19 protein-coding genes are annotated in these 18,866 nt (G+C 65.7%); 11 read left to right on the top strand and 8 right to left on the bottom strand.

What is annotated here, in order from left to right; all coding sequences use genetic code 11:
- Positions 1-50 precede the first annotated feature (50 nt).
- The 7 genes from hpaR (at position 51) to CSQ91_RS08235 (ending at position 7,179) form a co-directional block, all read left to right on the top strand.
- On the top strand, positions 51-542 hold the full coding sequence (gene hpaR / locus CSQ91_RS08265; RefSeq protein WP_240317709.1) for a homoprotocatechuate degradation operon regulator HpaR: 492 nt from the start codon (positions 51-53) through the stop codon (positions 540-542).
- Between the two features lie 337 nt (positions 543-879).
- Positions 880-2,046: a porin gene (locus tag CSQ91_RS08260; RefSeq protein WP_306508573.1), complete on the top strand. Its 1,167-nt coding sequence runs from the start codon at positions 880-882 to the stop codon at positions 2,044-2,046.
- Between the two features lie 28 nt (positions 2,047-2,074).
- Positions 2,075-2,599 (top strand): sorbitol dehydrogenase family protein, encoded by a 525-nt coding sequence (locus CSQ91_RS08255; protein WP_257217260.1) that lies wholly within the window; start codon positions 2,075-2,077, stop codon positions 2,597-2,599.
- A 9-nt stretch (positions 2,600-2,608) separates the two neighbouring features.
- Entirely contained in the window at positions 2,609-4,219 is a 1,611-nt protein-coding gene (locus CSQ91_RS08250; protein ID WP_099387942.1) for a GMC family oxidoreductase, read from the top strand.
- Positions 4,216-5,616, top strand: a complete 1,401-nt coding sequence (locus CSQ91_RS08245) for a cytochrome c (RefSeq protein ID WP_052140489.1) — start codon at positions 4,216-4,218, stop codon at positions 5,614-5,616. Before CSQ91_RS08250 ends, CSQ91_RS08245 begins: the two co-directional genes overlap by 4 nt.
- A gap of 113 nt (positions 5,617-5,729) precedes the next feature.
- On the top strand, positions 5,730-6,182 hold the full coding sequence (locus tag CSQ91_RS08240) for an RrF2 family transcriptional regulator (protein ID WP_034786412.1): 453 nt from the start codon (positions 5,730-5,732) through the stop codon (positions 6,180-6,182).
- A complete protein-coding gene (locus tag CSQ91_RS08235) occupies positions 6,169-7,179 on the top strand; it encodes an NAD(P)/FAD-dependent oxidoreductase (RefSeq protein ID WP_099387941.1) in 1,011 nt (336 codons plus the stop codon). The genes CSQ91_RS08240 and CSQ91_RS08235 overlap by 14 nt, the downstream gene beginning before the upstream one ends.
- On the opposite strand, the gene CSQ91_RS08230 is transcribed toward CSQ91_RS08235, so the two are convergent.
- The gene (locus CSQ91_RS08230) at positions 7,107-7,874 is read right to left on the bottom strand and encodes an SDR family oxidoreductase (protein ID WP_099387940.1); all 768 of its coding nucleotides are present in this window, start codon (positions 7,872-7,874) and stop codon (positions 7,107-7,109) included. The two genes, CSQ91_RS08235 and CSQ91_RS08230, sit on opposite strands and share 73 nt — an antisense overlap.
- A gap of 123 nt (positions 7,875-7,997) precedes the next feature.
- On the opposite strand from CSQ91_RS08230, the gene CSQ91_RS08225 reads away from it, so the two are divergent.
- Both CSQ91_RS08225 and CSQ91_RS08220 read left to right on the top strand, forming a co-directional pair.
- The gene (locus CSQ91_RS08225) at positions 7,998-8,921 is read left to right on the top strand and encodes a LysR family transcriptional regulator (RefSeq protein ID WP_099387939.1); all 924 of its coding nucleotides are present in this window, start codon (positions 7,998-8,000) and stop codon (positions 8,919-8,921) included.
- Positions 8,922-8,937: 16 nt separating this feature from the next.
- Positions 8,938-9,690 carry a DUF4303 domain-containing protein gene (locus CSQ91_RS08220; protein ID WP_099387938.1) on the top strand — a complete coding sequence of 251 codons (753 nt, stop codon included), beginning with the start codon at positions 8,938-8,940 and terminating at the stop codon, positions 9,688-9,690.
- A gap of 3 nt (positions 9,691-9,693) precedes the next feature.
- On the opposite strand, the gene CSQ91_RS08215 is transcribed toward CSQ91_RS08220, so the two are convergent.
- From CSQ91_RS08215 to CSQ91_RS08185, 7 genes are all read right to left on the bottom strand, one after another.
- Entirely contained in the window at positions 9,694-10,815 is a 1,122-nt protein-coding gene (locus tag CSQ91_RS08215) for a metallophosphoesterase (RefSeq protein ID WP_099387937.1), read from the bottom strand.
- Between the two features lie 71 nt (positions 10,816-10,886).
- Positions 10,887-12,401: an ATP-binding response regulator gene (locus CSQ91_RS08210; RefSeq protein WP_092606810.1), complete on the bottom strand. Its 1,515-nt coding sequence runs from the start codon at positions 12,399-12,401 to the stop codon at positions 10,887-10,889.
- A complete protein-coding gene (locus CSQ91_RS08205) occupies positions 12,388-14,211 on the bottom strand; it encodes an ATP-binding protein (RefSeq protein WP_099387936.1) in 1,824 nt (607 codons plus the stop codon). Before CSQ91_RS08205 ends, CSQ91_RS08210 begins: the two co-directional genes overlap by 14 nt.
- Entirely contained in the window at positions 14,208-15,302 is a 1,095-nt protein-coding gene (locus CSQ91_RS08200; protein ID WP_225317332.1) for an ATP-binding SpoIIE family protein phosphatase, read from the bottom strand. The genes CSQ91_RS08205 and CSQ91_RS08200 overlap by 4 nt, the downstream gene beginning before the upstream one ends.
- The gene (locus CSQ91_RS08195; protein WP_244965231.1) at positions 15,299-15,721 is read right to left on the bottom strand and encodes an ATP-binding protein; all 423 of its coding nucleotides are present in this window, start codon (positions 15,719-15,721) and stop codon (positions 15,299-15,301) included. The genes CSQ91_RS08200 and CSQ91_RS08195 overlap by 4 nt, the downstream gene beginning before the upstream one ends.
- Positions 15,722-15,731: 10 nt before the next feature.
- On the bottom strand, positions 15,732-16,094 hold the full coding sequence (locus CSQ91_RS08190; protein ID WP_099387935.1) for an STAS domain-containing protein: 363 nt from the start codon (positions 16,092-16,094) through the stop codon (positions 15,732-15,734).
- A 7-nt stretch (positions 16,095-16,101) separates the two neighbouring features.
- Complete coding sequence (locus CSQ91_RS08185) at positions 16,102-16,980, bottom strand: STAS domain-containing protein (protein WP_070257095.1); 879 nt, start codon at positions 16,978-16,980, stop codon at positions 16,102-16,104.
- Positions 16,981-17,207: 227 nt separating this feature from the next.
- Between CSQ91_RS08185 and CSQ91_RS08180 the strand changes: the two genes are divergently transcribed.
- Together CSQ91_RS08180 and hmpA are read left to right on the top strand one after the other, a co-directional pair.
- Positions 17,208-17,621 (top strand): hemerythrin domain-containing protein, encoded by a 414-nt coding sequence (locus CSQ91_RS08180; RefSeq protein WP_034785752.1) that lies wholly within the window; start codon positions 17,208-17,210, stop codon positions 17,619-17,621.
- A gap of 31 nt (positions 17,622-17,652) precedes the next feature.
- Positions 17,653-18,834, top strand: coding sequence for an NO-inducible flavohemoprotein (hmpA, locus tag CSQ91_RS08175; protein ID WP_070280586.1), 1,182 nt, complete (start codon positions 17,653-17,655; stop codon positions 18,832-18,834).
- Positions 18,835-18,866 lie beyond the last annotated feature (32 nt).

The following is an 18,866-nucleotide window of genomic DNA, read 5'->3' as shown; positions in this document are numbered from 1 at the left end:
GCGGCATGGAGGGGGAATTTTGCCGCTATTGTCCCCGGGCGAGTCGTATAATGACGCTCATTGTGCTGGCCACCCAGGAGTTCCACTTGCAGCTACCGATCCGTTATCCGAACATGCCGCAACTGCTGCTGAAGGCCCGCGACAGCCTGCTGCAGCATTTCCGACCCATCCTCAATCACTTCGGCGTGACGGAGCAGCAGTGGCGCATCATGCGCGCGCTGAATGAAAGCCCGACCCTGGAACCGCGCGAGCTGTGCGAGATCTGCCAGATTTCCAGTCCCAGCATGAGCGGCATCCTGGCGCGGATGGAAGAAATCGGCCTGATCGGGCGCAGCAAGTTCGAAGGCGACCAGCGCCGCCGCAAGGTGCACCTGTCGGAAGCGGGCGCCAGTTTGCTGATGCAGATGGGGAAACTCATCGACCTGCAATATGCCCACCTGGAAGCGGCGTATGGCAAGCAGGTGTTCGAAGACATGCGCCGCACCCTGGAAGCCTTCATTGCCCTCGAAACCCTGCCGGTGGCGCCCGCCATCCTGCGCTGACCTTCCCGGTTCCCCCGTTTTTCTGCCCGCCTGACTATCCACCGGGGGCGTGTTTTCCGACACGCGCCGCCGCTGCTTTCCCCATATCTGTTCCCCGCATTTCCGCGCGTTGCGGGGCATGCGGCCGTACTCCTGCCGATTTTGCTATAAGACACAAGAAAGTTTTGCTATAAGACTATGCCTTACAGTCAATCACTTACATGTGAGTAAATAAGCGTATAATTTGCCTCACTTGATCCAAATCAAGAAGAACAGCGGACGCCCGTATCGATGGATGGGGCGGCAACGGGCGCCACGCCCGTATTTCGCCAGATAAAACAGGAAAGTCAGGAAAAAAATGAACACTACATGCATGCGCGCTGCGGCGCTGGCCGTCTCCACGCTCATCGGCGCAAACGTTTGCGCTCAAAGCAACGTCACCATTTATGGCGTGGTCGACGCGGCCACCGCGTACGCGAGCAACCAGGGCGGCAATTCGAATACCTACATGCGCAGCGGCAGCTTGTCTGCCAGCAAAATCGGTTTCCAGGGCGTGGAAGACCTGGGCGGCGACCTGAAGGCGCTGTTCCTGCTGGAAAACGGCTTTGAAAGCGACACGGGCGCGCAAAGTTCGGCCAGCTCCCTGTTCAACCGCCAGGCTTACGTGGGCTTGCAATCGACCGCCTACGGCACTGTGACGGCCGGACGCCAGTACACGCCGTACTACCTGCTCGTGGGTTCCCTGGCGTCGAGCAATGTCTTGACGGGCGCGACCGGCGCCCACCCGGGCGATATCGACGGCCTCGATACGACCGTGCGCATCAGCAATTCCGTCACTTACAGCATGCCCGCATGGCGCGGCCTGCAGGCCAGCGCGCAATACGGCTTTGGCGAGGCGGCCGACGGCAATGCCGCGGGCAGCAGCTTCAGCGCCGCCGTCAAGTACAGCACCGCGCCAGCCGAATTCGCGCTCGGCTACCTGAAACTGAAAAATGGACAGAATGGCGCCGGCTGGAGCGACAACGCTTCGGGCAGCTTCGGCATCTCCGCCATCAACCAGGGCTATGCCTCGGCGGAAAGCATAACGTTCATCGCCGCCAGCGCGCGCTACACCATGGGCAAGTGGATGGTGGGCGCCAATGCCAGCAACGTGCAGTACCAGGCGGGCAGCCGCTCGGCCTTCCGCGACACGGCCATCTTCAACACGGCCGGCCTGATCTCCAGCTACCAGCTGACGCCGCAGTGGTTCCTGTCCGCCGGCTACAGCGACACCTTCGCCAGCCACGCCAACGGCGTGTCGGACCGCGCGCGCTACCGCCAGCTGTCGTTCGAACAGAATTACGCGCTGTCGAAGCGCACGGCGATCTACCTGATCGAAGCGCGCCAGCTGGCGCGCGGCCAGACCCTGGGCCAGGACGGCGGCATCGTCAACGCCGTCGCCTCGGTCGGCGATTCGCAAAACGGCACGCCGTCGTCGAACGGCGGCCAGACGGTGGTGATGGTCGGTCTCAAGCATTCTTTCTGAACGGTTGCTGAACTCACGGGAGCTTCAATTGGACGCTACACACAATAAGGAGGGCTGCGGCCCTCTGAATCCCGGCCGCCGCATGGTGCTGGCCGGTTTGCTGTCGGCTTCGGCCGCGGCGCTGATCCCCTGGGCGCTGGCCGAACCGGTCGCCAGTGCGGAGCAGGGCGCATTCCTGGGCGTGTCGGCCATGCTGGTGGGGCGCCAGGTGCTTGACCCCGTGCTGGCCAGGCGTCTGTATGACGCGCTGGTGGCGCAGGACGCGGCCTTCCCCGTGAATGTGCGCGCGCTGCTGGCCCTGATCAATGCGCAGGGCTTGCAGGCGGCCGGCCTGCAGGAAGCGCTCGACGGACTCGATCCGGCCCAGTCGCCGCTGGCGGCCTTGCCGCGCCAGATCGCCAGCGCCTGGTACCTGGGCATCGTCGGCACGGGCGAGGCGGCCGTCTGCGTCGCCTACGAGCAGGCATTGAACGCGGCCGTCGTGGCCGACGTGCTCAAGCCTCCCACGTATTCCTACGGCGCCTACGGCAGCTGGGCCAGAAAACCAATTTAAGGAGCCATCATGGCTGAAGAACTCTCCGCCGATTACCTCGTGATCGGCTCCGGCATCATCGGCTCGCTGGCCGCGCGCAAGCTGGCGCTGGCCGGCGCCTCGGTGCTGATCCTGGAAGCGGGGCCACGCGTGTCGCGCGGCGAAATCGTCGCCCGCTTCCGCAACACGACGCGCCGCAGCGACTGGATGTCGCCGTATCCCTCTGTGGCCACGGCGCCGCACCCGATCTACCAGCCGAAGGATAACGGCTACCTGGTGCAGGCCGGCCCGTATCCGTACCCGGCCGAATACATCCGCCAGTTTGGCGGCACCTCGTGGCACTGGGCCGCGCAGGCGTGGCGCAATGTGCCAAACGACTTCCGCATCCATACCCTGTACGGCGTGGGCGTCGACTGGCCCATCAGCTACGCAGACCTGGAGCCGTTCTACCAGGAAGCGGAAGACATCATGGGCGTTTCCGGTGCGGACAATACGGGTTCGCCGCGCAAGCAGGCCTTCCCGATGGACCCCGTGACGGAGCCGTACGCCATGCGCCGCATCCGCGAACGCCTCGATCCCACTTTCAAGGTGGTCGGCAACACGGTAGCGCGCAACAGCGTCAGCTACGATGGCCGTCCGGCCTGCTGCGGCAACAACAGTTGCCAGCCGATCTGCCCCATCGATGCGCAATACCACGGCGGCATCGCCGCGCGGCAGGCCGAAGACGCGGGCGTGAAGATCGTCTGCAATGCCAACGTCTACAAGCTGGAGCACGACGCGCAGGGCCGCATCACGGCCGCCCTGTACTACGACGTCGACAAGAAGAGCCACCGCGTCACGGCCAAGACCTTTATTTTGGCGGCCAACGGTATCGAAAGCCCCCGTCTGCTGCTCGTTTCCGCCTCGGACAAATACCCGAACGGCCTGGCCAACAGCAGCGACATGGTGGGCCGCAACCTGATGGACCACCCGAGCACCTCGATCACCTTCGACGCCGATGAAGACCTGTGGCTGGGCCGGGGCCCGCAAAGCCCCAACTCCATCAACACCATGCGCGACGGCGACTTCCGCAGCCAGCACTCGCCGTACCGCCTGGATTTCACGAACATCTCGCGCGTCGACGGGGCCACCAAGGAACTCATCGGCAAGGGCGTGTTTGGCGAGGAATTCGAGCAGCAACTGCGTTTCCGCTCGGCCCGCGAAATGAGTTTGAAAAACGTGCTGGAAGTGCTGCCGAACCCGGAAAACCGCATCGCCCTCAGCAGCGAAAAGGATGCCATGGGCATTCCCAAGCCGCAGGCGCACTATGCGATCGACCAGTACACCAAGCGGGGCCACGAGCGCTCGAAGCAGGATTTCGAGCAGATTGCCAAGCTGATGGGCGGCACCAATCTGCGCCACAGCAAGGAAGGCGTGTTCGCCAACAACCAGCACATCTGCGGCACCCTGTCGATGGGTTCCGATCCCGCCAAGGCCGTGTGCGACCAGTGGGGCCGCACCTTCGATCACGCCAACCTGTTCCTGTGCAGCACCGGCGTGCTGCCCACGTCCGGCACCTGCAATTCGACGGAAAACGGACTGGCCGTGGCACTGCGCACCGTCAAGCACATCCTCGACGAACAAGAGGGAGGCACAGCATGATGGCAGCCTTCAGACTGGCGGCCGGCGCCGCCTTGCTGTCCCTCGCGGCCTTGCCGGTGCTGGCGGCGCAAGCCCCTGGCGCGGACGTGCAGGCGATCGAACGTGGCCGCTACCTGGCCACGGCAGGCGACTGCATCGCCTGCCATAGCGTGCCTGGCGGCAAGCCGATGGCGGGCGGCCTGGCGCTGGCGACACCGCTGGGCGCCATCGTCGCCACCAATATCACGCCGTCGACAACGCATGGCATCGGCAATTACACGCTGGCGCAGTTCTCCGCCGCCGTGCGCCATGGCGTGCGGGCCGACGGCGCGCGCCTGTACCCGGCCATGCCCTACACGGCCTACGCCAAGGTGACGGATGACGACACGGCCGCCCTGTACGCCTACTTCATGCATGGCGTGGCGGCGGTGGACACGGCGCCGGCGCAAAAGACGGACTTGCCATTCCCGTTCAATATCCGCCTGTCGATGGCGGGCTGGAATCTGCTCTTCCTCGACAAGAAACCGTTTGTGGCAGATACATCGAAAAGCATGGAGTGGAACCGCGGCGCCTACCTGGCGCAGGGGCTGGCCCACTGCAGCACTTGCCACACGCCGCGCAACGCGCTGATGGCGGAACAGCTGTCGAAGGAACTGGGCGGCGCTGACCTGGGCACCTGGCATGCGCCGAACATCACGTCGGACGTCAACAGCGGCATCGGCGGCTGGAGCCAGCAGGAACTGGCCGGCTACCTGCGCACGGGCCGCGCGGCCAACAAGGCGCAGGCGGCCGGACCGATGGCCGAAGCCATCGACCATAGCCTGAAGCATCTGAGCGACGCGGACTTGAACGCCATCGCGCATTACATCAAGAGCGTACCCGCCATCCGCGGCAAGGCGGACGTGAAACCGGTGACGCAATGGGGCCAGGCGGGCGACGAGCTGAACGCCATCCGTGGCGTGCCGCTGCCGCAAAACCTGAACCAGATGTCGGGCGCGCAGCTGTACGATGCGCAGTGCGCCAGCTGCCACCAGGCCAGGGGCGAGGGCAGTTTCGACGGCAGCTTGCCGCCGCTGTTCCATAACTCGGTGACGGGCCGCAGCAACAGCAACAACCTGGTGATGGCAATCCTCGATGGCGTGGAGCGGCAGGATGGCAGGGGTGCCCATGCGGGTCATTTGATGCCTGCCTTCCGCCAGACCCTGTCGGACGAACAGATCGTCACCCTCGGCAATTACGTGCAGAAGATGTACGGCAATCCCGCCATCAAGGTGACGGCGGAACAGGTGACGACCTTGCGCAATGGCGGCGCGCCGTCAAACCTGATCGGCCTGGCCCGCGCGGGCATCATCGTCGGCGTGCTGGTGCTGCTGGCCTTGCTGGTATGGTGGCGGGGACGGCGGCGCAAGCCGGTGTAAGCGTGAATTGATCGCATAAGCTGGGGCCAGGCCGCAAGGTCTGGCCCTTTTTTTATGCCGCAAAAATTGCAACTCAATTGCATCTGCGCAGATTATGTACTATCATTAGTTACATGAGACGCGACAGCAAACTATCATCGATCCTCCATGTGCTGCTGCACATGGCCCATGCGGGACGCCCGATGACGTCCGAGGAACTCTCCGGCTACCTGGACACCAACCCCGTGCTGGTGCGGCGCGTGATGGCAGGCTTGCGCGAGCGCGGCTACGTGGCGTCGGGCAAGGGCCATGGCGGTGGCTGGCGCATCGTTTGCGACCTGCACCGCGTGACCCTGCAAGACATCTACGTGGCCGTGGGTTCGCCCACCATCTTCGCCATGGGAAACCGCGTCGACCAGCCGGGCTGCCTGGTCGAGCAAGTGGTCAACCAGTCGCTGGCCGGCGCCTTCGACGAAGCCGAAGCGCTGCTGATCCAGCGCTTTGGCGCCGTCACCCTGGCCGACCTGGCCGACCGTTTCAGCCAACAATACGCCAACCACAGAGGAGCACCGCATGCACATTCCTGAATTCCAAGGCGCGGGCAGCGGCACGCCTGCCGCCCCGTTCGACGCCATCATCGTCGGCGGCAGCTACGCCGGCCTGTCCGCCGCCACGCAACTGGCACGTGCCCGCCGCCGCGTGCTGGTGCTCGACGGCGGCCAGCGCCGCAACCGCTACGCCAGCCATTCCCACGGTTTCCTGACCCAGGACGGCAGCGGGACGGCCGCCATCGCGGCCGAAGGCAAGGCGCAGCTGCTGGCGTATGCCACCGTCACCTGGCTGGACGGCACGGCCACGCAGGCAGCCGCCAGCAGCGATGGCGATGGCTTCGGCGTGACCCTGGCGGACGGCAGTGTCGTTCACGGCCGCCGCCTGGTGCTGGCCACCGGCGTGATCGATGAACTGCCGCCCGTCGATGGACTGGCCGAACGCTGGGGCGGCAGCGTCTTTCACTGCCCGTATTGCCACGGCTATGAACTGGAGCAGGGCGCCATCGGCGTGCTGGCCACCGGCCCCCTGTCCATGCACCATGCCCTGATGCTGCCCGACTGGGGCACGGTCACTTTTTTCCTGAATGGCGCATTCGAACCCGATGCGGCGCAGTTGGTGCAACTGGCCGCGCGGGGCGTGACGGTGGTGCGCGCGTCCGTGGCGCGGATCGACGGCGTGGCCGACGTGGTCATGGCGGACGGCAGCCGCCACGTCATGGCCGGCCTGTTCGTGGCGACCCGCACCCGCCTGGCCAGTTCCCTGGCCGGCGAATTGGGCTGCTTGCTGGAAGACGGTGCCATGGGACCGTTCGTGCGCACCGACGAGCAAAAGGCCAGCAGCGTGCCCGGCGTCTTTTGCTGCGGTGACGCGGGCCGCATGGCTGGCAGCGTGGCGTTCGCGGTGGCCGATGGCGCCATGGCAGGCGTGGCAACACACCGCTCGCTGATGTTCGGACTGGATCAGGCGGCAAAACCACCATCGATCTTCAGTCCGGCACCCGTGACGAACGCCGCTTCCGGGCTGGCCAGGTAAGCCACCATGCCGGCGATTTCATCGGCCGTGCCGTGGCGGGGCAGGGCCATCAGGCCGTGCATCAGGTCGGCGAAGTCGCCCGTGGGCGGATTCATGTCCGTGGCGACGGGGCCCGGTTCCACATTGTTGATGGTGATGCCGCGCGGGCCCAGGTCGCGCGACAGGCCTTGCGTCAGGCCGCTCAGCGCCGATTTGCTCATGGCGTAGGCAGCCGCGCCGCCGAACGGCATGCGGTGCGCATTCGTGCTGCCGATATTGATGATGCGCCCGCCCGTCTGCATGTGCGCCACGGCTGCCTTGATGGCGACGAAGACGGCGCGCACGTTGACGTTCAAGGTCTTGTCGAAGTCTTCCAGCGAAAAATCATCGATGGTGCCGGGCAGAAACACGCCCGCATTGTTGACGAGGATGTCGATGCCGCCAAACTGCGCCGCCACCTTGTCGATGGCCTCCGTCAGGGCCGTGGCATCGGCCGCATCGGCTTGCACGCCCAGGGCCTTGCCGCCTGCGGCCTCCACCTTGCCGGCCAGCGCCTGCGCTTCGGCGGCGGAGCTTTGATAGGTGAAGACGACGTTGGCGCCCTGGCTGGCCAGGCGGCGCACGATGGCGGCGCCGATGCCGCGCGAGCCGCCCGTCACAAACGCGATCTTGTCTTGCAGTGGCAAAGAGGTGCTGGTGGTGGCTGAGGTTTGCATGATGTGCTTTCTAAGTGAGGAGTCGAGGAGTTCAGTATCTGCCTTTCATTCCTGCCGCGCTAGCCATGAATCGCTACAATTACTTTCAACCATTACTATCAGATGAGCGGGTAGAATAGGCGCATGGACGCTCTCAATCACTTGCAATCCTTCGTGCTGTCTGCCGAGCTGGGCAGTTTTTCGGCCGCCGCGCGCCGCCTGGGGCTGACGCCGGCCGCCGTCAGCAAGAACGTGGCGCGCCTGGAAGCGAGCCTGGGATTGCGGCTGTTCCAGCGCAGCACGCGCCGCCTGACCCTGACGGAAGGGGGCGAGCGCTTCCTGCAGCAGATAGGCGGCGCCCTGTCCACCTTGCGCGAGGCGATCGCCGGCGTGGCCGAAGAGGGCGGCCAGCCGGCCGGCATACTGAAAATCAGCATGGCGCCGTCGTTCGGACGCAGCTATGTGGTGCCGCTGCTGGGCGACTTCATCGCCCGCTACCCGGGCGTCATTCCCGACTGCCATTTCGATAACCGGCAAGTGGACCTGATCGGCGAAGGGTTTGACGTGGCCATCGGCGGCGGCATCGAGCTGACGCCGGGCGTGGTGGCGCGCGAACTGGGCCACGCCCACATCGTCGCCACGGCGTCGCCGGCCTTCATGCAGGGCAAGGCCATGCCCGTGCATCCGTCGGACCTGGCCCACTTCGACGGCGTGGCGCGCCGCTCGGCCGGCAGCGGCAGATTGCGCAGCTGGATACTGCGCGACGGTTCCGGCGGCGAAGGCGTGGCCGAATGCCGGCCGCGCGCCATCTTCGACGATCCGGAAGCGATGGCGCAGGCGGCCATCCTCGGCATCGGCGTGGCGCTGCTGCCCATGCCGCACGCGCTGGCCCATCTGCGCAGCGGCGCCCTGGTCCGGCTGCTGCCTGGCTGGCATGCCGATTCCGGTCCCCTGTCCGTGTACTATCCCAGCAAGAAGCTCTTGCCCGCGAAGACGCGCGTGTTCGTCGATTTCCTGCTGGAGCAGTTCCGCCAGCGCGATTTCGCCGCGCAGATACGGCCCGATTAAACGATGAACAATTCCCATGCATAGTAACTACAGCCTGTTTTACACCTTTGACGGCGATCAGCCGGCCCGCTTCCGGGAAGCGCGCCTATTCGGCACGAGCGTCTGGACGGCCAGCGGCGCGGCCATGACCTGGGGCGCGGAGACGCGCAACGACTATGCCAGCGAGGCGCAGGCGCACGCCGGCTACCTGGCCCACTGCCATGCAGCGCTGGCCGACGGTTATGCCGTGGCGCGCGCCATGCTGATCGACCCGGCCGTCTTCGATTTCGCGCTGCTGCAAACCCTGGTGGCGGATGCCGCGCGCCTGGCTGTCGAAGCCGCGCGCCGCGCCCATCCGGACCAGCACATCGACGCCTTCGCCCTCGTGAGCGACGACAGCGCCATGACCATCGGCCCCATGGCCAACAGCCGCGAAGCGCTGGCTGCCTCGGAATACGGCGAAGAGATGCTGTGGAACCCGGCCGAATGGGCGTTCGACGAAGGTGGCGCGTACTTCGATAGCGCCTACCGCTTGCTGCTGCAGGCGCACCGCGACTTGCCGTTTGACGTGGATTTCGCCACCTTTCGCAGTGGCGTGTTTGACGCCTGCATCGCGGCGCTGGCGCAGCTGGACGCCGAAGGCATATTCGGTGCGGGTGCCCGGCGCGACGGGAGCGTGCTGCTGTTCGAGGTCAGCGACAGCGAAGCAGTGGACGGCGCCATGGCGCGCTTGAATCCGCCGGCGGTGGTGGCGCGTTTCGCGGCGTGGATGGCCAGTTGGGCCGACTAGGTGCTATGCCGCCACCAGCCTGAGTAGCGTAATCTCCGCCGGCGCGCCGATGCGTTTCGGCGGCCCCCAGTAGCCGGTGCCGCGGCTGACGTAAATCCACAGCCGGCCTTGCCGGTGCAATCCCGCGACATAGGGCTGCTGCAGCGGCACGAACAGGTTCCATGGCCAGAACTGGCCCCCGTGCGTGTGGCCCGACAGTTGCAGGTCGTAGCCAGCCGCTTCGGCCTCGGGCGCGCTGCGCGGCTGGTGCGCCAGCAGGATGCGGGCGATGTCGGCCGGTGCCCCGGCGATGGCGGCCTGCGGGTCGCTTTTCTGGGCAGGGTCGAAGGCGGCGGCATTGAAATCGGTCACGCCGGCCAGCGCCAGGCGCGCGCCGTCGTGCTCGAGCACCGCATGTTCGTTCATCAGCACGCGCAAGCCCAGGCGGCGAAATTCCGCCACCCACGGCGCGGCGCCCGAATAGTATTCATGGTTGCCGGTGACGAGGAAGACGCCATGGCGCGCGCGCAGCTCGCCCAGCGGCGCCGTATGGCTGCCCAGTTGCGCCACCGTGCCGTCGACGACGTCGCCTGTGATGGCGATGATGTCGGGCTGCAGGCCATTGGCGCGCGCGACGATGGCCTGCACGTAGGCGCGCTTGATGGTGGCGCCCACGTGGATGTCGCTCAGCTGCACGATGGTCAAGCCCTGCAAGGCGGCCGGCAGGCCGGCGATGGGCACGTCGACTTCGCGCACGCGCGCCACGCGGCGGGCATTGATGAAGCCGACGACGGTGGCCAGCAGGGCCAGGAGCAGCACGGCCACGGCGGACGCCTGCGCGTGCTGGCGGGCGGCGGGAATCAGCAAGGTGAGTTCGCGCAGCACGGTGAGCACGAACAGCGAGGAAAAAAAGCCCATGCACAGCGAGCCGGCCCAGATCAGGCGGTCGGCCAGGCGCGCATCGTTGGTGACGGCGCGGGCGAAGATCGTCATCGGCATGAGCATGGTCGACGCCAGCAAGACCAGGCCGCCCAGCAGCCAGCCGGCCAGGCCGACGGGCAGCGAAGGCAACAGCAGCCAGCCCAGCAGGGCGTGCAGGGCGCCCAGTATCATGGTGATGCGCAGCAGCGGCGTGCGGGTGGTCATGTCATGGTTCCAGAGGTGAGGCGGCCGCCGATTATAGCCGACGCCTTGGCCGCAGGCAGCCGCCACCCTGTTCAGGGGGCGATATGCAATCCCAGCATGGCCAGCTTGCCGAAATCGACAGGCTTGGCGAAGTGCTCGTTGAAACCGGCCTGCAGGGCCGCCTGGCGGTCGTGTTCCTGGCCGTAGCCGGTCAGCGCGACGAGCAGGAATTGCTGCGGTATCGGCAACTGGCGCAGTTTGACGGCCACGTCGTAGCCGCTCATGTCGGGCAGGCCGATGTCGAGAAAGACGATGTCGGGCTTGAATTCCAGGGTGCGCTCGGTGGCTTGTATCCCCGTGTAGGCCGTGCGCACCGTGTGGCCGTACATTTCCAGCAATTCGGCCAGGGTGTCGGCCGCATCGCAGTTGTCGTCGACGACGAGGATGCGCTGGCTGCCGCCGGTGGCCGCCTCCGGCACTGGCGCGGCCGGCAGCGGCACGTTGGCGTCGAGCGGAAGGATGACTTCGAAGGTGCTGCCCAGTCCCACGCCGGGGCTGTGCACGCTGACCTGGCCGCCGTGCAAGGTCACCAGGTTGCGCACCAGCGACAGGCCGATGCCCAGGCCATCCTGCACCCGGTCGGGCGAATGGCCGCTTTGCTCGAACAGGCCGAAGATGCTGTCGATGCTGGCGGCGGCGATGCCGATGCCGTTGTCGCTCAGGCGGATGCGCACGTTGTCGCCTTCGCGCCCGGCGCTAATGGCGATGCGCCCGCCCGGCGCCGTGAACTTGGCCGCGTTGAGCAGCAGGTTGGCGACGATCTGCGACAGGCGCACGGCGTCGCCGCAGACCCACAGTTCTTCCTGGGGCAGGTTCACGTCCAGCGCATGGCCGCGCGCCTCGACGCTGTGCGAACTCGTTTCCAGCGCGCTGCGGATGACGCTGGCCAGGCTTACGCTTTCCCATTGCAGCGAGATTTTGCCCTGTGAAATGCGCGACACGTCGAGCAGGTCGTCGACCAGGCGCACCAGGTGGTCCGTGTGGCGGCCGATGGTGCGGCGCGCATTGTCCTGCACGGCCGGCACGACGGGATCGAGCTTGCACAGCAGGGCCAGCGCCGTGCGGATGGGGCCCAGCGGGTTGCGCAATTCGTGCGCGAGCGTGGCCAGGAATTCATCCTTGCGGCGGTCCACGTCGCGCAGCGCGCGCTCGACCCGTCCCAGGCGCAGCAGCGCCTTGACGTTGGCGATCAGTTCATCGGCCTCGATCGGCTCGACCAGGTAATTGTCGGCGCCGCCGTCGAGGGCGCGGATCTTGTCGGCCGAGCCGATGCAGGAAGCGGACGTCTGCAGCACCAGGATGGTGTTCGTCTCGGTGCCGCCCTTCAATTGGCGGCATACTTCCAGGCCGTTGATGTCGGGCAGCTTGACGTCGAGGAGGATCAGGTTGGGGCGGTCCTGGCGGGCGCGCAGCAGTGCGTCTCCCCCGTTCGAGGCTTCGATGACCTTGAAGCCGGCGCGTTTGAGGATGCGCGACTTGGCGTAGCGTGCGCCGTCGCTGTCATCGACGTTCAGGATCAGAGCATCGCTGTTGTTATCCGGTAGCATGCGCATTGTCCCAGGTGGTTGTGCCTTGCGGCGGAACCGGCTCTTGCCGGTGGTGTGGGTTGCCAATCAGCGCGCGCAGGGTTGCCAGCAATTGCTGGCGCGACAGCGGCTTGACGTAGTAGGCGTCGGCGCCCAGGGCCAGGCCCTTGCGCACGTCGTCGATCTCGGTGGCGACGATGACGGGCACCTGGCGCCGCAGCGGGTCGTTTTTCAGCTCGGCCAGCCAGTGCCAGGCCGTTTCGCCGTGCAGCATGATGTCGAGGATGACGGCGGCCGGGCGCTGCTGCTCCCAGCGCTCCTGCGCTTCGCGCACGCTGCGCGCGGGGACCACGCGAAATTCGCTGCCGGCCAAAAATTTTTCATACAGCAGGCGCACGGGTGGATTGTCTTCCACCACCAGCACGCCGATGCGCTGGTCGTTGCCGTTATCGTTGGCTGGCGCGCTCGGCGGCAGGCTGCCTTCGGGCGCATGGTAGCTGGCGGGCAGGACGACGGAAAACAGCGAGCCCTCTCCCGGCGTGCTTTCCACGCTCACCGTGCCATTGAGCAGGGTGGCCAGGTTGCGGCACAGGGGCAGGCCCAGGCCCGTGCCCTTGACCTTGCGCTGCATGTGGTTTTCCACCTGGCTGAATTCTTCGAAGATCAGCTGCACGTCTTCGGCGGCGATGCCCAGGCCCGTGTCGGAGACGGAAAAGCGGATGGCATCCTGCTCCGGCAAGGGCGTGGCGCTGACGATGATGGCGCCCGCTTCCGTAAACTTCAGGGCGTTGGCGATGAAGTTGCGCAGGATTTGCGACAGCTTGCCTTCATCCGTGTGAATGTGCAGTGCCGGGTCGGGGTCGATGAAGGTCAAGGTCAGCGACTCGGACACCAGCAGCGGACGCAGCATGCCGCGCAGGGCGCTGAACAGGTCGGCCACCTGGAAACTGTTGGCATGCACGTCGACCTTGCCGGCCTCGATCTTGGCCAGGTCCAGCAGGTCATTGACCAGCTCGCTCAGGCTGACGGCGCTTTGCAGGATGAACCGCACCTGCTTTTCCTGTTCCTCCGACAGCTCGCCGTCGATGCGGTCGAGGAGCAGCTTGGACAGGGCGCGGATGGAACTGAGCGGGGTGCGGAATTCATGGCTCATGTTGGACAGGAAGCGCGATTTCATCTGGTCGGCGCGGCGCAGGTGGTCGGCTTTCTCGTCCAGTTCCGCGAATAGCGCCACCACGCCCCGATTGGTGTCTTCCAGTTCGCGCGTCAGCTGCAGCAGGTCGTCCTGGCGCGTCTTCAGTTCGGCCAGGGTGCTCAGGAGTTCGCGGTTCTGCTGCTGCACTTCGGACAGCGTGATATCCGGCGGCAGCGCCTGCAGGCTGCCGGACAGCACGCCGATCGTGGCGCCGTCGAGCAGGGGCGCGTCGCGGGGGAACAGCTTGTGCAAGGTGATCTGCGTGCCGTCGCCCGGCGTGCTGTGGATATGGCAGCGGTCCATCAGGCGCTGGGCGCCCAGGATGCCCAGGCCCATGCCTGTCGGCGAGCGGTAGGTGCCGGCCAGTATCTTGTCGAGCTGCGCGATGCCGGGGCCCTGGTCCTCGATGCGGATGCTGAGCACCTGCGGCGCCGTCTGGCCATCGATGGCGAAATGCACCTTGCCGCTGCCGGCGTAGTTGTAGACGTTGCGCGCCAGTTCCGATACGGCCGTGGCGATGCGCACCTGGTCCTGCACGCCGAAGCCGCACAGGGCGGCGATCTGCCGTGCGCGCTGGCGCGCACCCACCACATCGAGTTCGCTGCCGATATGGGCTGTCAATATGCGTTGTGTCATGCCGCACCTGTCCCTTCCGCTGTTTCAGCTGTTACAGCCTGGTGTTCCTCATGTTCGCGCAGCACCACCACCGTGACGTCGTCGCGCCCGCGCGCAAAATCGCGGTACAGCACGGCGGCGACGAGGCTGGGGTGGCATTGCGCCAGGCCCGGATAACGTTCCAGGTCCCAGCGCGTGTGCAAGCCGTCCGAATGCATGATCAGTGTCGTGGCCTGCTGCCATGGAAAGCAGAACTCCTGCACCTTGCGCAGATTGCTGCCGACGATGCCGTTATGCGACAGCAGATGCCGGCGCTGCTGCGCATCGAAGGCGCAGGCGGCGATATTGCCCACGCCGGCGTAGCGCAATTCGCGGCGTGCGCTGTCGATATGCGCCACCGCCAGGGCTGCACCGCGCGTGGCACGCAGGGCGCCGTGGGCCAGTTCGATGAAGGAGGCGGGCAGGGGCGGCAAGCCGGGCGTGCTGTGTTCCAGCAGGGCGCTGGCGCATTCCGAAGCGCGCGCCGCCAGCGGGCCGTGGCCCAGGCCATCGGCCACCATCAGGCTCAGTTCATGGCCTTCGCAGACGACGTTCCAGGCGTCGCCGCACACCTGTTCCGAGGCCAGCGGCAGGCATACGGCGCCGATCTGCCAGTTCGGACTGGCAGGAATGGCGCTGCTGGCGTGCTGTCCCCATACCACCATCATCAGCACCGTGCCCTTGCCGGGCGCCGTGTACAGGTCGAATTCCTGGCTCAGGCGGCGTATCGCGCCCAGCCCCACGCCGTAGGTGCCCGTGGTGGAATGACCGTCCTGCATGTGCTGGCGCACGTTGGCCATGCCGGGACCGTTGTCGATGGCCAGCACTTCGATGCCGCTGGTACCGCCGCGCAGCACCTTGCGCAGCAGGATTTCGCCGCGCTGCGCGTGCTTGACGATGTTGGTCGCCGCCTCGCTGATGATGATGGCCAGCTGGCCCGTGCGCACGTCGTCGAAGCCGATGCGGCGCGCCAGTTCGTTGCCGGCGCGGCGGGCCGCGGCGATCTCGCTCGGTTCGCCGATGGGAAAACTGCGTTGCCTGGCAATGTCAGGGGCTTGGTCGAGGTGGTTCAAAACAGCTTCCATTTCGCGATGGTGACAGTGGTGCCCGCGCCGGGCGCCGTGTCGATGTGAAATGCGTCGGCCAGGCGCTTGGCGCCGCCCAGCCCCAGTCCCAGCCCGCCGCCGCTGGTATAGCCATCGGTCAGCGCCAGGGGAATATCTTCGATGCCCGGTCCCGCATCGACAAAGCGCAGCTCCAGTCCCTGGCGCGCGCCATCGCTGACGCGCGCGATGCGCGCTTCGCCCCCGCCGCCGTAGCGCAGGGTATTGCGCGCCAGTTCGCTCGCCGCCGTGATGATCTTGGTCTGTTCGATCAGGCCAAAACCCATGGCGACCATGCTGTCGCGTACCTGCTTGCGCAACCGTACGACGTCTTCGTCGCTGTGCAGGGGCAGGATCTGCGCGCTCTCGTGTGCCTGCGCGCCTAGCACGGCGCCCCCGTCATGCGCATGCGCCGCCCCGTTCCAGCAGCTTGATGCCCAGCTCCACGTTGAGCGCCGTGCTCACGCCTTCCAGCGTCAGCCCCAGTTCCACGAGGGTGATGGCGACGGCTGGCTGCATGCCGACGACGACGGTGCGCACGTCGAGGATTTTCGCCATCGCCGCCGTATTGCTGATCATGCGGCCGATGAAGGAGTCGACGATGTCGAGCGCGGAAATGTCGATCAGCACGCCCGTGGCGCGGTCCGTCACGATGCGGGTGGTCAGGTCATCCTGCAAGGTCATCGCCAGGCGGTCATGCATGTCCACCTGGATCGTCACTAGCAGCAGCCGGCCCATGCGTAAAATGGGGATTCTTTCCATAGGCGCCTCAGTGTTGTTGCTGCTGGTAGGTGATGCTGGACCCCGTGCGTTTCAGGGCCACGACGAATGCGTCGGCCAGCGTGGCCTTGGTCATCACGTCTTCCAGGTTGACGCCCAGGTGCACGATGGTTTGTGCGATCTGCGGGCGGATGCCGCTGATGATGCAGTCGGCGCCCATCAGGCGCGCGGCGGCGATGGTTTTCAGCAGATGCTGCGCCACCAGGGTGTCGACGGTAGGCACGCCCGTGATATCGATGATGGCGATCAGGGCGCCCGTGTCGACGATCTTTTGCAGCAGGCTTTCCATCACCACCTGCGTGCGCGCGCTGTCGAGGGTGCCGATCAGGGGCAGGGCCAGCACGTTTTGCCACAGCTGCACCACGGGCGTTGAGAGCTCCAGCAATTCCTGCTGCTGGCGCAAAATCACCTGTTCGCGCGCTTTCTGGTAGATGGCGATGGTCAGCAGGCCCAGTTCATCGAACAGCTTGCTGGTGCTGACGATGGCGTCGCCCAGTTGCTCCGGATGCGCCGTGATTGCCTTGCGCAGGTAGGCGAACAGCGGCTCCTTGAGGGCAAACATGAAGCTGGCCGTGTCGATCGGCGAATAGCCCTGGCGCACGCGCGACTGCGATATCTCCGCGATCAGCTGGCGCGTATCGTCCCAGGCGCCGCCTTCGATGTCGAACGAGTCGCCGCTTTCCAGCGCGCCCGCCAGCAGCGGCAGGAATTGCGATGCCTGCTGGCGCAGCTCGTTCTCGGCGATCTTGTCGCGCCGCACCAGGCGGGCGATCAGGCCGGCCATCCAGCCGTCCAGCAGGTCCGTGTGGTGCTCGTTGATGATGCCTGCCAGTTGCTGCGCCTGGCCCGTGCCCGTCTTGTTTTTCATGCTCATCCTTGGCTGGAGTGGAGGGTGCGGCACGGCCGCAAACGGGCCTGTGCTGTGATAAATAAATTATAGGCAGACATGGCCGTAGCTTGTGTTCTCTGGCGCACATAGTGGCGCATGTCGTTTCAGATTCCTTCAGGAAACACTTATGCATTTAAAGATGCATGTAATTTGCATGTTTAAGCGAGTTCCGCTACACTGGGAACACTCAACAAGAGAAACACGCCATGAATATCGACAAATTCAAACAGCAGCACCTGGACATCCTGGCCGCCATTGACGACTTGCGCCGGCTGGCGCGCGGCGGTGTGGCTGCGCAGGCGCAAGCCATTGCCGAACAGATCATTGCCATGAGCGGCTTGATCAAGCTGCACCTGGCCGTCGAGCAGCGCTACCTGTATCCGGCTGCGCAAGCGTCCGGCGTAGCCAAGGTGGCACAACTGGGACGCCGGTACGAAAACGAAATGCAAGGCATCGCCGGCGCCTACCTGGATTTCGCCGGCCGCTGGAATACGCCCGTGCGCCTGGAAGCCGAACCGGAAGCCTTCCGCAGCGAAGCCAATACCGTGCTGCACGCGCTGTTCCAGCGCATGCGGCGCGAAGACCACGAGTTATATCCAGCCGTTGAAACGCTGGCCTGAGACCGCTTACACATATACACAGGAGTTTTACATGCTGACCCAAGAACAACGCGCCATCATCACGGCCACCGTCCCCATCCTCGAGCAGGGCGGCGAAGCGCTGACGCGCCACTTCTACAAGAATCTGTTCCGCGACCATCCCGAAGTGCTGCCGTACTTTAACCAGGCGCACCAGCACAGCGGCGACCAGCAGCGGGCGCTGGCCAATGGCGTGCTGATGTATGCCAAAAATATCGACAAGCTTGCGGCGCTGGGCGACCTGGTGGCCACCATCGTCAACAAGCACGTGGCCCTGCAGATCCGCGCCGAGCACTATCCGCTGGTGGGCGCCAGCCTGCTGCAAGCGATACGCGAAGTGCTGGGCGCAGAGGTCGCCAGCGATGCCGTCATCGACGCCTGGGGCGCGGCGTATGGCCAGCTGGCCGACATCCTGGCCGGCGAAGAAGGGCGCATCTACAAGGCGCAGGCCGCCGCACCGGGCGGCTGGAGCGGCGCGCGCGATTTTTTAGTGCGCAGCAAGACGGTGGAAAGCGGCGAGATCACGTCCTTCCTGATGGCGCCCGCCGATGGCCAGGCCGTGCTCGACTTTGCGCCAGGCCAGTATATCGGCGTGCTGGCCACCGTCGATGGCGTGCCCATGCGCCGCCAGTATTCCTTGTCTGCCGCCAGCAATGGCCAGACGTACCGCATCAGCGTCAAGCGCGAAGAGGGCGGCAAGGTGTCGAATTTCTTCCACGATCACGTGCAGGCGGGCGACACCGTGCAGCTGACGCCGCCCTCGGGCGACTTCGTGCTGACGGATAGCGACAAGCCGCTTGTGCTGATCAGCGGCGGCGTGGGCATCACGCCGACCCTGGCCATGCTGACGGCGGCCCTGCGCGGCAAGCGTCCCGTGCATTTCATCCACGCGGCGCGCAACCAGGGCGTGCATGCATTCCGCGCGCAGATCGACGCACTGGCCGCGCAGCACCCGCAGCTGCAGCGCTATTACTGCTACGCGGAACATGGCGGCGAACAGGATGCGCCGGACGCCGTCGGCTTGCTGAATAAGGAGCAGCTCGGTCACTGGCTGCCGGTTTCGCGCGACGTCGACGCCTACTTCCTGGGACCGCAGCCATTCATGCGCGCTATCAAGCAGTACTTGCGCGAGCTGGGCGTGCCGGAACAGCAGACGCACCACGAGTTCTTCGGACCGGCGGCCGCACTGAATTGATTTTTTTCTGCATTGTGTTGTCCCCGCGAGAA

Source organism: Janthinobacterium sp. BJB301 (genome assembly GCF_002735685.1).
Classification (GTDB): Bacteria; Pseudomonadota; Gammaproteobacteria; order Burkholderiales; family Burkholderiaceae_D; genus Janthinobacterium; species Janthinobacterium lividum.
This window is presented reverse-complemented; position numbering and strand designations above follow the sequence as displayed.